10 protein-coding genes are annotated in these 13,379 nt (G+C 72.9%); 5 read left to right on the forward strand and 5 right to left on the reverse strand.

All coding sequences use genetic code 11. The features are described from left to right. The first annotated feature begins 307 nt into the window (after positions 1-307). Entirely contained in the window at positions 308-1,693 is a 1,386-nt protein-coding gene (locus ABZ823_RS18085) for a PAS domain-containing protein (protein WP_361660658.1), read from the forward strand. A gap of 23 nt (positions 1,694-1,716) precedes the next feature. Here the strand turns inward: ABZ823_RS18085 and ABZ823_RS18090 are convergent, their stop codons facing one another. Further along, entirely contained in the window at positions 1,717-2,550 is an 834-nt protein-coding gene (locus ABZ823_RS18090) for an SIS domain-containing protein (RefSeq protein WP_361660661.1), read from the reverse strand. A 302-nt stretch (positions 2,551-2,852) separates the two neighbouring features. On the opposite strand from ABZ823_RS18090, the gene ABZ823_RS18095 reads away from it, so the two are divergent. Together ABZ823_RS18095 and ABZ823_RS18100 are read left to right on the forward strand one after the other, a co-directional pair. Further along, a complete protein-coding gene (locus ABZ823_RS18095; RefSeq protein ID WP_361660664.1) occupies positions 2,853-3,545 on the forward strand; it encodes a metal-dependent transcriptional regulator in 693 nt (230 codons plus the stop codon). Positions 3,546-4,287: 742 nt separating this feature from the next. Beyond that, positions 4,288-5,148 carry an alpha/beta hydrolase gene (locus ABZ823_RS18100; protein WP_361660667.1) on the forward strand — a complete coding sequence of 287 codons (861 nt, stop codon included), beginning with the start codon at positions 4,288-4,290 and terminating at the stop codon, positions 5,146-5,148. Positions 5,149-5,178: 30 nt separating this feature from the next. On the opposite strand, the gene ABZ823_RS18105 is transcribed toward ABZ823_RS18100, so the two are convergent. The 3 genes from ABZ823_RS18105 to ABZ823_RS18115 all read right to left on the reverse strand — a co-directional run bounded on the left by ABZ823_RS18105 (position 5,179) and on the right by ABZ823_RS18115 (position 8,342). Beyond that, complete coding sequence (locus tag ABZ823_RS18105; protein ID WP_361660670.1) at positions 5,179-6,771, reverse strand: transporter; 1,593 nt, start codon at positions 6,769-6,771, stop codon at positions 5,179-5,181. Then, complete coding sequence (locus tag ABZ823_RS18110; protein ID WP_361660673.1) at positions 6,768-7,559, reverse strand: ABC transporter ATP-binding protein; 792 nt, start codon at positions 7,557-7,559, stop codon at positions 6,768-6,770. Before ABZ823_RS18110 ends, ABZ823_RS18105 begins: the two co-directional genes overlap by 4 nt. A gap of 129 nt (positions 7,560-7,688) precedes the next feature. Continuing rightward, on the reverse strand, positions 7,689-8,342 hold the full coding sequence (locus ABZ823_RS18115) for a bifunctional DNA primase/polymerase (RefSeq protein WP_361660676.1): 654 nt from the start codon (positions 8,340-8,342) through the stop codon (positions 7,689-7,691). Positions 8,343-8,724: 382 nt separating this feature from the next. On the opposite strand from ABZ823_RS18115, the gene ABZ823_RS18120 reads away from it, so the two are divergent. Together ABZ823_RS18120 and ABZ823_RS18125 are read left to right on the forward strand one after the other, a co-directional pair. After that, positions 8,725-10,110: a transcriptional regulator gene (locus tag ABZ823_RS18120; protein ID WP_361660678.1), complete on the forward strand. Its 1,386-nt coding sequence runs from the start codon at positions 8,725-8,727 to the stop codon at positions 10,108-10,110. 204 nt (positions 10,111-10,314) lie between these two features. Then, complete coding sequence (locus ABZ823_RS18125; protein WP_361660681.1) at positions 10,315-11,886, forward strand: hypothetical protein; 1,572 nt, start codon at positions 10,315-10,317, stop codon at positions 11,884-11,886. Positions 11,887-11,972: 86 nt separating this feature from the next. Here ABZ823_RS18125 and ABZ823_RS18130 read toward each other — a convergent pair whose 3' ends face one another. Continuing rightward, positions 11,973-13,307: an ABC transporter substrate-binding protein gene (locus ABZ823_RS18130; RefSeq protein WP_361660684.1), complete on the reverse strand. Its 1,335-nt coding sequence runs from the start codon at positions 13,305-13,307 to the stop codon at positions 11,973-11,975. Positions 13,308-13,379: the final 72 nt, after the last annotated feature.

Here is a 13,379-nt window from a genome sequence, read left to right on the forward strand (position 1 = left end):
TGGTCCGGCACCGCACCGGGTGTGGTGACGGGCCATCAGCCCGCAGCCACCTCCGACGTCCGGTGTGCATACATGCTCCGAACCACCTCCTTTCTTCGGTGCTCCCCACCCTAGGAACCGGTCCGCCACGGATCAACAGCTTTTTCCGAGGCCGGCGGCGCTGCTTACGCGACAGCCGGAGCAGCGCAACGATTTCGACCAATCTTCTCCGAAGCGTATGTGGGCTGGGTCACGTTCGAGTTGAATGAGGGGGAGTGAGGGGACGAGCGCCGTACGTACGGACGCAGCAGCCTGCAGGGGGTTCCAGGTGAGTGCTTCCCGGCGTAGGGGGACCACGGACGAGCTGGGGCCGGGCGAGCCCGAGCGGGACGGTTCCGATCTTCTGGCCGCGCTTCTCGACGGCATGGACGCAGCGCTCTGCGCCTTCGACGTCGCGGGGGTCGTGACCCACTGGAACCGCGAGGCCGAGCGGATTCTCGGCTGGGCCGCCGCCGAGGCCGTGGGGCGGCACGGGTTCGCCGGCTGGGCCGTGCGCAGCGCGGACGCCGCGGAGGTCGAGGCGTGGCTGATGTCCGCGATGCGGGCCACGGGGCGCCAGGTGCACGAGTTCGCGCTGCTCACCAAGGACGGCGGGCGGGTGCTGGTGCGGACCCAGTCGGCGGCGGTGCGGGGACCCGACGGGAAGCCCGCCGGGGTCTACTGCGCCTTCAGCGAGGTCCATGCGCAGATCGACCTGGAGCGGTCCATCGCGCTGAGCGAGGCCCTGTTCGATGACGCGAGCTGGGGCGTGGTGCTGGTCGACGCCGACCTGCGGCCCGCCGTCGTCAACGCCCATGCCGCCCGGGCCCTCGGCACCGGTCGCACCTCCGTGCTCGGACGGCCGCTCGGGGATCTGCTGGCCCAGGGGGTCGAGGAGCTGGAGAGCGCGCTGACGCATGTGCTCGCCGAAGGCGCCCCGCCCGCCCCGGCCGAGATGTGGGTGAGCCTGCGCAGCGGGGAGGGCGAGAAGCGGCGGTGCTGGCGCAGCGGGTTCGTACGACTGGCCTCCCCGCTCGCGGAAGAGCCGGTTCCGCTGGGTGTGGGATGGCTGTTCCAGGACATCACCGAGGCCAAGCAGGCCGAGCAGGAGGCGGCACTGCTGCGCTTTCGCGCCAACCAGCTGCACCGTGCCGCGCGGGCGGCCGCCGAGTGCGAGGACCCGGTGGAGGCGGCCACCGTCCATCTGGACTTCGCGCTCGCCGGGTTCGCCGATCACGCCCTGGTCGACCGGGTGGCGGGCGGCCCGGTGGCGGACGGGGAGGGCCCGGTACGCCTGGTGCGGGCCGCACAGACACCGGCCGGCGCGCCCGGTCCGAGCCTGCTGGCCGGAAAGGCCGGGCTGCCCGTCCGCTACGGCGAGGGACATCCCGCCCTCCAGTGCGTGGAGCGCGCCGGATGCGTGCGGGCCGGCGCGGGCACCACGGACCCGGAGCGGGCACGCGAGTGGGCGCTCGCCCGGCAGTGGCCTGCTGACGCGGTGCAGGCGCTGTGCGCGGTGCTCCGCAGCCGCGGCCGGACGCTGGGGGTGGTGACGTTTCTGCGGAGCGCCGGACGCAGCCGGTTCGAACGCGCGGACGCGGTCTACGGGGAGGACGTGGCGGTACGGATCGCCGCCGCGCTGGACCTGGCCGACCTGGCCGAGGGAGCGCGGTAGCCGGCCGGGCGCGACGGACGGGGCTACTGCTGCCGGTAGAAGATCCGGTCGCCGTACTCCCGCAGGACCCGCCCGTTCCACTCGTGGCCGCCGTCGACGTTCCCCGACCTGAGCAGCGGCGGCTCGATGCCCCGGTCGGCCAGGGCGGCAGCGGCCGTGGCCATGACCGCCTGGAGCAGGGCCGTGGTGACGACGGTGGAGGCGGGGGCGAACGGCGCGGGGATGGTGTCGAGGCTCAGCTCGGCGTCGCCCACCGCGATCTTCGAGTCGAGCACGATGTCGCAGTGTTCCTTGAGGTACGTACCGGAGGAGTGCCGTGACTTGGTCTCCGAGGCGTACGCCACCGAGGTCACTCCGATGACCTTGACGCCGAGGGCGCGGGCGTTCATGGCCATTTCCACCGGGAGCGGATTGCGGCCGGACAGGGAGACGATCACCAGCAGGTCGCCGGAGCGGACCGGGCTGGAGTCGAGCACCGCGCTCGCCAGCCCGTCGATCCGCTCCAGCGCCGAGCCCAGGGTGGCCGGCATGACGTCCACACCCACGACGCCGGGGACCACGAGCAGGTTCATCAGGGCGAGGCCGCCCGCGCGGTAGACCAGGTCCTGTGCGGCCAGCGAGGAGTGCCCCGCGCCGAAGGCGAACAGCCGGCCACCGGAGGCGACGGTGTCCGCGATCAGGGAGCCCGCCGCCGCGATCGGCTCCGCCTCCTCGTCCCGCGCCCGCCGCAGCAGCCCGATCGCCGCGTCGAAGAACCGCTCCGCCGGAGTGCTCCCCTGCCGCGGCCGACCGCCCTGCCGCCCCTCGGCCTGCCGCTCCCCGCCCCGTGGCTCCTCGCCCCTCGGCCTCTCGCTCATCGGCGGCGCCCCCTTCGAAGTCTCGGTGTCTCGATCCCGGCGGACGGCGCCCACACGGCACACCGACCACGCACCGGCGCCCTTGACGGCCCGTGTCGCGGATCACGTTGCGGTCTGGACCAGCGGGATGTCAATACGGCGCCCACGCGGGCGGACGCCCCGCATCCGCCGCCGGGCCCGCATCAGCCAGCGGTCGCTTCGCGGCGCCACGGTTGTCAGTGGGATGCGTCAGAATTGAATCCAGGGCCAGCGCACGCGCCGGTGAGCCTGGAGCCTCCGGCAGATCTCATCGAGGGGCACGTATGTCCGGATTGATCGACACCACGGAGATGTATCTCCGCACCATCCTCGAGCTGGAGGAGGAAGGCGTGGTCCCCATGCGCGCCCGCATCGCCGAGCGGCTCGACCAGAGTGGCCCGACGGTCAGCCAGACGGTGGCGCGGATGGAGCGCGACGGTCTGGTGGCGGTCGCCCCGGACCGCCACCTGGAGCTCACGGACGAGGGCCGTCGCCTCGCCACCCGCGTGATGCGCAAGCACCGCCTCGCCGAGTGCCTCCTGGTCGACGTGATCGGGCTGGAGTGGGAGCAGGTGCACGCCGAGGCGTGTCGCTGGGAGCACGTGATGAGCGAGGCGGTGGAGCGCCGCGTCCTGGAGCTGCTGCGCCACCCCACCGAGTCGCCGTACGGAAACCCGATCCCGGGCCTGGAGGAGCTGGGCGAGAAGGACGGCGCGGACCCGTTCCTGGACGAGGGCATGGTCTCCCTGGCCGACCTGGACCCGGGCGCGGACGGCAAGACGGTCGTTGTGCGGCGCATCGGCGAGCCCATCCAGACGGACGCGCAGCTGATGTACACGCTGCGGAGGGCGGGCGTGCAGCCCGGCTCGGTGGTCAGCGTGACGGAGTCCGCGGGCGGCGTCCTGGTCGGCAGCGGCGGGGAGGCGGCCGAGCTGGCGTCCGATGTCGCGTCCCATGTGTTCGTGGCCAAGCGCTGAACTGCTCCTTCGGCGCTGAGCGGGTCCTACGTCGAGAGCCGTACGGACCGGACGGCCCGGGACCACCCCGGCGTGCCCCGGACTCACCCTGTGTCACGTCAACTTGTGTGATTCAAGGGACGGTTGTGGCGGTCTTGCGATCCCGCCGGAACCAAGATTGAGTGCGCGGAATCGCAGCGCTTTGACCGTTCGCGTGCGAGGCTGTCGCTTGAGGCATATGACCTGAGGGCTCTTGGCCGGTAGGTGACAGCGATGTCACCTGGTCAGGAAGGGGGCGGGCGGATGTGCCACGGACATGGGGTGGGCCCCGGCGCCCTTGGGCGCCGGGGCCTGTCCTCCCCTGTTCTGACCCGGAGCCCCGAGCTCTCAGGGTCATCCCCCTCGGACCGGTTTTCCCCGAGCGGTCCGCCTCCCGCAGAAGATCTCCCCGCGCAGACGGCGGCCAATCATCGAGGGGGGTCACTCGAAGGTGGGGTGTCGCAGCCGGAAACGGCATTTTCGAATAGCCATTCGATAGCGTGGGGGTGATGGTCTCGCCGGACCGTGCGCTGCAACAGCCGGCGTGTGGTGCGGCAGAGCCGGCACGAGGCCACCGTGGCACCGGGGCGGCACCCGGCGCACAGCAGTGGCCGGCAACAGCAGCAGGAGCAGCAGGGCTACAGCGGCAGCAGGACGAGCGCGTGTGGACCGAGCCGGCGAAGCGGAGCGAGCGGTCCGAGCGGAGCAGGGGGGTGCCTGGAGGATGGTGCGGCGCATCGACGTGACCGGGGCGGGCGGCGTACGCCTCGCCGCATGGGAGTTCGCCGACCCTCCCAAGAGCGGGGAGACCGCCCGCATGCCCGGAGTGCTGCTACTGCACGGGCTCATGGGCCGGGCCTCGCACTGGGCGTCCACCGCCCGCTGGCTCTCCGAGCGCCGTCGCGCCGTCGCGCTGGACCAGCGCGGTCACGGCCAGAGCGGCAAGCCGCCCCAGGGTGAGTACACCCGCGAGGACTACATCGACGACGCCGAGGCCGCCGTCGAACAGCTCGGCCTGGCCCCGGTGGTCCTCATCGGCCACGCCATGGGCGCCCTGACCGCCTGGCAACTCGCCGCGAAGCGCCCCGACCTGGTCCGCGGTCTGGTCATCTGCGACATGCGGGCCTCCGCGCTCGGCGCCGCCTCGCAGCGCGAGTGGGAGAACTGGTTCAAGTCCTGGCCCCTGCCCTTCGCCACGCTCGCCGACGTCCGCAAGTGGTTCGGCGAGGACGATCCCTGGGTGGAGCGCCCCAATCCGGCGCGCGGCGCGTTCTACGCCGAGGTGATGGCCGAGTCGGCGGACGGCTGGCGGCCCGTCTTCGAACCCGAGCAGATGCTGAAGTCCCGCCAGACCTGGGTGTACGACGCGCATTGGGAGGAGCTGGCACAGGTCCAGTGCCCGGCTCTGGTCGTCCGTGGCGTGGACGGCGAGCTGGGCCGTGCGGAGGCGCAGGAGATGGTGCGGGTCCTGCCGCACGGCCAGTACGCGGAGGTGCCCGACGCCGGCCACCTCGCCCACTACGACCAGCCGGAGGCATGGCGCGCCGCGATCGAGCCCTTCCTGGACGGACTGCTCACTCCGTGATCACGCCCGGCCCCCGACGGCCGAAACCCCCTAGCCCTTGCTGACCGCCGCCAGGATCTCCGGCAGTCGTCGTGCCGTCCGGGGAGCCGCGAGGCGCAGGCCGAGAAGGAGGAGCAGCGCCCCGTACCCGGCACCGGCGGGCAGCAGCAGCCAGCTCCGTTCGTGTCCGGCCGCCGTGACGTTCAGCCAGATCGTCGCCGCGATCACCGGTGAGGCCAGCAGGGCCGCCGAGATCATGCCGCCGAAGATGGAGATCCAGGCGAGTCCGGCCTGCCCTGGGACCACGTTCTTGTGGCCCTCCTGCGGGATCGAGTACGGGAAGCTCGCCGAGGACCAGGCGCCGGTGGCGAGCATCGCGCCGAGCAGGGCGAGGGACAGCCCGAGCACCTCGGGCAGCTTGGGCCAGTCGTCGAGCAGCGCGGTGGTGACGACGGTGACGAGGGTGGCGTACGGCACGGTGATCAGCAGCAGGGCCAGTGCACGGCCGCGCAGTTCGGTGTAGGCGTCACGGGGCGAGGAGATCGTCGTCGCGACCATCCAGAAGGCGGAGGTGTCCTGGCCGAACTGGTTGTACATCTGGATCCCGAGCATCCCCGCCGCGAAGCAGGCGAAGTAGAGGGAGCCGGTGCCCTGGAGGGCGTTGAAGACCGGCACGATCAGCCCGATCGCGAGCGAGGTCACCCACGCCGCCTTGGTCTTCGGGTCACGCCACACATAGCGCAGGCTGCGCTCCATCACCGTGCCGGTGCGCCCCGGGGGCAGCAGCCGGGACAGCCCCGCCGAGCCGCGCTCCCGGGGGCCCGGTTCGGCCGCCTGGAGTGTGGAGCCGTCCGGCGCGGTCATCAAAGTCGTCAGACTGCGCGACCACAGAGCGAGCAGCCCCGCCACGGCGGCGGCGCTCAGTGCGAGCTGGGCGAGCCCGGTGCCGTAGGAGCCCTTGCTCACGGAGTCCACCGCGCCGATCGCGGAGGCGGGCGGAATCCAGCGCAGCACGTCCCCGACCGGGTCCAGCCGTCCCAGTCCGGCCGCTCCCAGCCGTTGCGCGCCGAAGTTCACGAGCTGGGCGCCGACCGCGACGACGAGTCCGCTCAGGACGGCCAGATCGCGGCCCTTGCGGCTGGTCAGCAGGCGGACGTTGGCGGCGGCGACGGCCCGGGCGAGCGCCACGCACACCAGCAGCGCGAGGACGACGGCGGCGACGGCGGTCGCGTAGGCGGCCGGCCCGTGGGCCACGGCGAGCGCCGAACCGGCGAACAGGCACAGAGTGAACAGGGGCCCGATCCCGACCAGCGACGCCGCGAGCAGGGCCCGTATCAGCGGCTGCGGGCGCAGCGGCAGCATCACCAGGCGGGTCGGGTCCAGTGTCTCGTCCCCGCCGGGGAAGAACAGCGGCATCACGGCCCAGCCGAGCGCGAGGACGCCGGTCAGCAGCACGGCGATGGTGGTCACGTGCGCCGTGCAGCGCAGCGCGATCAGACCGATCAGCTGCAAGGCGGCGACGAGGAGCACCACGATGACGGACGTGAGGTACGCGGCCCGCCGCCCTGCGGACTGCCGCAGCCCGTTGCGCAGCAGGGACAACTTGAGGCGAACGACGGTCGCGGTGAGATGCGTGGTGCTCATCGGGCGCCGCCGCCCAGCCAGTCGAGGTCGGTGCCGGCGCTGTGGGCGCGCGCACCGACCAGTTCGAGGAACGCCTGCTGGAGGGTGGGCGCGCTGCCGCGCACCTCGGCGAGCGGGCCGTGCGCCCGGATGCGCCCGGCGGCCATGACCGCGACCCAGTCGCACAGCGACTCGACCAGTTCCATGACGTGGGAGGAGAAGACGACGGTGGCGCCGGAGCCGGTGAACCGCTCCAGGACGCCGCGGATGGTCTGCGCGGAGACGGGGTCCACGCCCTCGAACGGCTCGTCCAGGAAGAGGACTTCGGGGTTGTGGAGCAGGGCGGCGGCCAGCCCTATCTTCTTGCGCATGCCGGTGGAGTAGTCGACGACGAGCTTGTGCTGGGCCCCGGCCAGGTCGAGGATGTCGAGGAGCTGGGTGGCCCGCTTGTCCACCTCGGTGCCGGGCAGCCCGCGCAATCGGCCCGTATACGCGAGGAGTTCGCGTCCGGAGAGGCGTTCGAAGAGGCGCAGGCCCTCGGGCAGTACGCCGATGCGGGCCTTGACCGCGACCGGGTCGCGCCACACGTCGTGCCCGACGATCTCGACGGTTCCCTGGTCGGGCCGCAGCAGCCCGGTGACCATGGACAGAGTGGTGGTCTTCCCGGCGCCGTTGGGCCCGACGAGCCCGATGAACCGCCCGGCGGGCAGCTCGAGATCGATCCCGGCGACGGCGATCTGCTCCCCGTACCTCTTCCAGAGCCCCTGCACGCGTACGGCGGCCGAACCCGCCCCTGCTCCCTCGGTCATAGGAGCACCTTAGGGGGAGGCGCGTCCCGGCAGGAGTGCGGGAAGTCCGTGCGGCCGCGCGCGTGGGGGCGAGCGGCCACGGGGGACCGGCAGCTCTCAGGAGCCTCAGTCCGGCGGACCGGGCCGCTCTTACCGGTCCCTGGCGCACGCGTAGGCCAACGGAGAGATCAACTCCTCCGCGTCCGGCAGCCACCGGTTCGCCTGGGTCGGACGGCGGGCCCACTGCGCGGCCCCTCGCGCCCCGTACCGCGTGGGCGGCGCTGCCACGTACCCGCCCTCACCGAGGGTGACCAGGTCGAGGGAGGCCGGCGACCAGCCCAGGTTCCGCACCAGGTCGGGGACCTTCGCCGAGGCACCGGGGAGGACGAAGAACTGCATGCGCCGGTCCGGCGTCAGCGTCACCGGGCCGAGGGACAGCTCCATCCGCTCCATACGCGCGAGGGCGAGGAACCCGGCCGTCTCCGGGACGTCGATGGCGTCGAACGTGCGTCCCGTGGGCAGCAGGATGGACGCGGTGGGCTGCTTGGACCACAGACGTCGTGCGACGGTCGCACTGCCGGTCGCCTGCGTCGCCCAGTCGTCGCGCGCCGGGTGTGCGCCGGGTGTGGGGCACGTGGGCTGACCGCAGGAGCAGCGGTCCATCCCGTCCACGGCTTCCAGCCAGGTTCCCGGGAACACGTCCCAGTGGCGTTCCTCGGCGTAACGAACCGCGGCTTCCAGGAGTGAGTCGCCGCGCTGCTTCGGGATGTGGGCAGCTTCAGGGCTCGCGATGGTCTCTTCCACGATGAACTCAACTCTAGCCGTCACCGGGGGTTACGCCTGCCTACGCGGAGCCATCTCCCATCCGGGGAGCGGTTTTTGGGCATGCCCCTTTTGTCCCACATGCGCCGGGGTGGAGCACCGTTTCCGCGTGTGGGGCGCATGGATGCACGGGTGGGGGCGCGCAAGAGGATCGGCAGCGGGGGTGGGGTAACCAGGGTGGGGGGCATGGCATCAGCCTTTACCCCGGCAATCCTCACATGTCTCGCATCAGCGGCATGTCCGCTGGGCATCGATCTTCAAGGCCGGATCTTTGCGGTGCACGGAGAGGTGCTCCCCGCGGTCCGGCCGCTGAAGACACGTCAACCGGTGCGTGAGCAGGCACCGCAGCCACAGGGGGTACGCCATGGCCGCAAGGCCACTCGTCGCGCGACAGCCGAACGAACGGCTGCAGGCACTCATTCAGGAAGCGGGCTGCTCGAACGCTGGGCTCGCCCGCCGGGTCAACATGTGCGGCGCGGAACACGGCCTCGATCTGCGTTACGACAAGACGTCGGTGGCCCGTTGGCTGCGTGGACAGCAGCCGAGGGGCCGGGCCCCGGCCATCATCGCCGAGGCGCTCGGCCGCAAACTGGGCCGCACGGTCACGATCGACGAGATCGGCATGGCCAACGGCAAGAACCTCGCGTCCGGCGTGGGCCTTCAGTTCTCGCCGACGGTGCTCGGCGCCATCGAGCAGGTCTGCGAGCTGTGGCGCAGCGACGTCGGCCGCCGGGACTTCCTGTCCGGCTCGTCGGTGGCCGCGTCGGCGCTGGTCGAGCCGAGCCGTGACTGGCTGATCTCGGCGCCGGACGCGCAGGTCGCGCGGTCGGCCGGGCCGCGGGTGGGCCCGTCGGACGTGGCCGCGGTGCGCGCGACCACCCGGGCGCTGGTGGAGCTGGACCACCAGTACGGCAGCGGGCATGTGCGCCCCGTGGTCGTGCACTATCTCAACAGTGTCGTCTCGGGGCTGCTGGCCGGCTCCTACCGGGAGGCCGTGGGACGCGAGCTGTTCGCCGCCGTCGCGCGGCTGACCGAACTCGCCGGATACATGGCCGTCGACACCGGGCAGCCCGGTCTCGCCCAGCGGTACTACATCCAGGCGCTGCGGCTCGCCCAGGCGGCGGGCGACCGGGGGTACGGCGGCTATGTGCTCGCGGCCTCCATGAGCCATCTGGCCGCGCAGCTCGGAAACCCCCGGGAGATCGCGCAGTTGGCGCGCGCGGCCCAGGAAGGGGCGCGCGGGCGGGCCACACCGCGCGCGGAGGCGATGTTCCATGCCGCCGAGGCACGGGGGCATGCGCTGATGGGCGATGTGCGCGCCACCCAGCTCGCGGCGGGGCGCGCGGTCACGGCGCTGGAGGCGGCCGATACGGCGTCCGGGGACGACCCGGCGTGGATCGCCCACTTCGACCACGCGTATCTGGCGGACGAACTGGCGCACTGCCACCGGGACCTGGGACAGGCCGAGGCGGCGGCGCGGCGCGCGGAGGAATCCCTCGCCGGGCACCCCGAGTCCCGGGCCCGGCGCAGGGCGATCGGCTATGTGCTGCTCGCCACCGCCCAGGTGCAGCGGCGCGAGGTGGAACAGGCCTGCCACACGGGCCTGAAGGCCGTGGAACTGCTCGGCTCGCTGAGGTCCAACCGCGGCGCCGAGTATCTGGAGGACCTGCAACAGCGGCTGGAGCCGTACCGGGAGGAGGCGGTGGTGCGGGAGTTCGGGGCGCGCATGGAGCTGTCCGTGGCGGCGTAGGCCCGGGCGACGGGAGGATCGGTGACACCGTTGCCGGGGCCGCCGCCGGTGGTCTGTGACCGCTCGCCCGGTGGTTTGTGACTGCTCGCGCGGTTCTCCCCGTCATCGGCGGGACGCTCCACCCGTGCTGCGTGGCACCCGGCTCCGGGGACCCGGTAGCGTGAGCCGACGATTCCGTAGGTTCCCCCGATCGTAGGAGTCCCGGTGACGCAGAGTGGACAGGGCGAGGAGCCCTCGGCGCGGCCCCCGCGCGAAGGCATCGTGCTGCCCTCCGACGGCGGCGAGCCCTTGCTGCCGGGCATGACGGGCGGGGCGAACGGCTACACGGCCCCGGCGGGCCGCCGTGGCGCGCCCCCGGCGGGCGTCCCCGACGGCCACGCCGCCCCGGCCGGAGGACAGAGCTGGGGCCGGCCGTGGGGCCCGGAACAGCCGGCCCAGACGCCGCCCGACCAGAGCTGGGGTGCCGACGCGGGGCAGTCCTGGGGCGCGCAGCCGTCCTGGGAGCCCGCCGATCCGCGGACCGCCTGGGGCGCCGCTCCCGCACCGCAGCAGGGCGCCGGGCCGCTGCCGCCCGAGGGCGCGCAGCCGTCCCCGTACGGGACGAACGGACAGCCCACCGCCCAGGGCGCACCGCATGTGCCGCACTCCGCACCCCTGCCGCCCGCGGCCGGAGGCGCCCTGCCGCCGCCCGCGGACGAGGGCGCCACGCAGTACATCCCCCCGGTGACCACCGCGCCCGACGAGGGCGCGACGCAGTACCTCCCGCCCGTCACCGGCGAGGGGGCGACCCAGTACATCCCGCCGGTGGGTGCGGGGGCCATGCCGCCGGAGAGGCCGGCGGACGACGCGACCCGGTTCCTCGGGCGGGCCGGGGCCATGCCCCCCGCCGCCGGTCCCGACGCGCAGGCCACGCAGTACCTCCCGCCCGTACCCGGGCAGCCGGGCCCCGCGCCCTACGGTGCGCCGGGTGCGCACGGCGGCGCCGGGCAGCCGCCCGCCGTGTTCGACAACCTCTTCCGGGACGGCTCGGGCGGTGCCCAGTCCACCCAGTACCTGCCGCCGTTCGACGCGGCGAACGCACCGGGTGTGCCCCCGGGCGGCGCGGCGGGACCGCGCGGCGGCGACCAGGGCGGCGGCCGTACCCGCTCCCGCGTCCCGCTCCTCGCGGCCGTCGGCGTGGGCATCGTGGTCCTCGGCATCGGGGCGGGCGCCCTGCTCGGCGGCGGAGGCGACGACGGCAAGGGCGACCACAGCGCGTCCGTCGCGGCGACCGGACCGGCCGCGGACTCCTCGTCCTCCTCGCAGGGCGGCGCCGACCCGGCCAAGGCGCAGGCCGTCGCGCTGGACAAGCTCCTCGCCGACAGCGGCAACAGCCGTGGCGCGGTGATCAAGGCGGTGGCCGATGTCAAGAGCTGCCAGAACCTCGACCAGGCCGCCACCGACCTGCGCGACGCGGCGAAGCAGCGCAACGACCTGGTCACCCGGCTGTCCGGGCTCGCCGTCGACAAGCTCGCCGGTCACGGCGAGCTGACCACCGCGCTCACCAGTGCCTGGAAGGCGTCCGCCGCCGCCGACACCCACTACGCCGCCTGGGCCGACCAGGTCTCGGGCAACAAGAAGACGTGCAAGAAGGGCCAGGCGCGCGCCACCGGCCAGACCGCGGCCGGCAACCGGGCCAGCGGCACGGCCAGCGCCCAGAAGGCCAAGGCCGCGCAGCTGTGGAACGCCATCGCGCAGAAGTACGGACTGACCCAGCGCCAGCCCACCCAGCTGTGACCGCCGCGGGGTGTGCCGCCCGTCCGCGCTCGCGGACCGGCGGCACACCCCGGGGGCGCCTCACTCGGCCGTCGAGGCGGGCGACCTCACTCGGTCGTCGCGTTCTCCAGTGTCTTCGACACGTTCATGAAGCCCTTGCGCGCTCCCACCAGCCGCCCGTCGTGGACGACCTGGAGCGTCACGTCCGAGTTGATCAGACGGGGGAAGTCGACGACCGCGGTCAGGTCCTGGAAGCGCCACCTCAGGCTCGGCGTGAGACCGCCCGTGTCCACTTTCAGGCCGTTGTCGAGGGCCGCGCGGATCGTCCGTGCGGAGACCTCGCCGTTGCCGAGCGACTCGACGACCTTCGTCAGGACGGCGTACGCGATCCACGTGGTCTGCACCCCGGCGTCCGCCGGATCGATCCGGTTGTCGCCGAAGGCCTGCTCCCGGATCACCTTCTTCATCGGGTCCCAGCGTGTGTCGGAGGCCTCCGGGTACCAGCTGGTGACGTACGCGCCCTCGTACGGCCCCGACTTTCCGCCCGACGCGTCGATGACCGACTGGTCGACGCTGCCGAGCACGGAGGCCGTGCGCACCGCCGGGTACCCGTCGCTCAGACGGCGGAAGGAGTCCATGAAGGTGCCGGTGCGCTCGTCGAGAGAGGGCACCACGCACCCCTTCGCCAGCGGATCCGCGCTCGCCTCCCGGAGTGACTGCTGCGCCTGCTGGTCCAGCGCGGTGGCGTCCTCGGCGGCGCGCAGGTCCTCGGCCGGGGCGTGGCCGCCCGCCTTCAGCCCGGAGTCGAGCAGCAGCGGGAGCTGGTCGCCGGCGATGGTGTCGGGCCGCACCAGCGCGACGGGGCCGCAGCTCCTGCCCAGCTCTTGGCCGAGTCCGGCCAGCAGCGCGGGCTGGCCGCCGTTGACGGGGTAGGAGAGCACGCTCTTGAACTCGTCGTCGGTGAGCCCGTAGCCGCCGATGTAGGGGATGCCCGCCGACTCCAGCGGAGAGAGGAAGGAGGAGCCGTACTGGCTGTAGGAGCCGACGACCGCGACGGCGCCCTCCTTGACGGCGGTGCGGGCGCACTTCGCGGCACCCACGTAGTCGTTGTGGTCGTTGCACGTCAGAACGTTGAGCTTGCGGCCGCCGAGTCCGCCGTGCGCGTTGACGTAGCGCGCGTACGCCCTCGCCAGGGCCGGCATGCCCGGCTTGTTGGTCGCGGAGGTCTTCTCCGGAGCCCAGGTCATGACGGTCACGGTGTCGTCTGCGGAGCCCCCCGTGGTTCCGGGGACGACACCGCACGCGGCGGCGATCGACCCGACCGCCACCAGCGCGCCCACGGACAACAGGGCCGTCCTGATGCGAGGAGTCGCTGCTTTTCGGACGATGCCCTGAACGCTGGGACGGTTGGAGGAGGAGCGGGTGCGTCGCCTGCCGGTCATGGACACACACGATTCCGTCACACAGCCAACCCGGGAGTGATCTGCGGTCAACGGAAGGTGACGCACGGGTGA

The sequence above is a fragment of the Streptomyces sp. NPDC047079 genome, assembly GCF_040643755.1.
Classification (GTDB): Bacteria; Actinomycetota; Actinomycetes; order Streptomycetales; family Streptomycetaceae; genus Streptomyces.

Coding starts and splice junctions, on each gene's coding strand:
- ABZ823_RS18095 (WP_361660664.1), top strand. CDS start 2,853: ATGTCCGGATTGATCGACACCACGGAGATGTATCTCCGCACCATCCTC.
- ABZ823_RS18105 (WP_361660670.1), bottom strand. CDS start 6,771: ATGAGCACCACGCATCTCACCGCGACCGTCGTTCGCCTCAAGTTGTCC.
- ABZ823_RS18120 (WP_361660678.1), top strand. CDS start 8,725: ATGGCCGCAAGGCCACTCGTCGCGCGACAGCCGAACGAACGGCTGCAG.
- ABZ823_RS18130 (WP_361660684.1), bottom strand. CDS start 13,307: ATGACCGGCAGGCGACGCACCCGCTCCTCCTCCAACCGTCCCAGCGTT.
- ABZ823_RS18090 (WP_361660661.1), bottom strand. CDS start 2,550: ATGAGCGAGAGGCCGAGGGGCGAGGAGCCACGGGGCGGGGAGCGGCAG.
- ABZ823_RS18100 (WP_361660667.1), top strand. CDS start 4,288: ATGGTGCGGCGCATCGACGTGACCGGGGCGGGCGGCGTACGCCTCGCC.
- ABZ823_RS18110 (WP_361660673.1), bottom strand. CDS start 7,559: ATGACCGAGGGAGCAGGGGCGGGTTCGGCCGCCGTACGCGTGCAGGGG.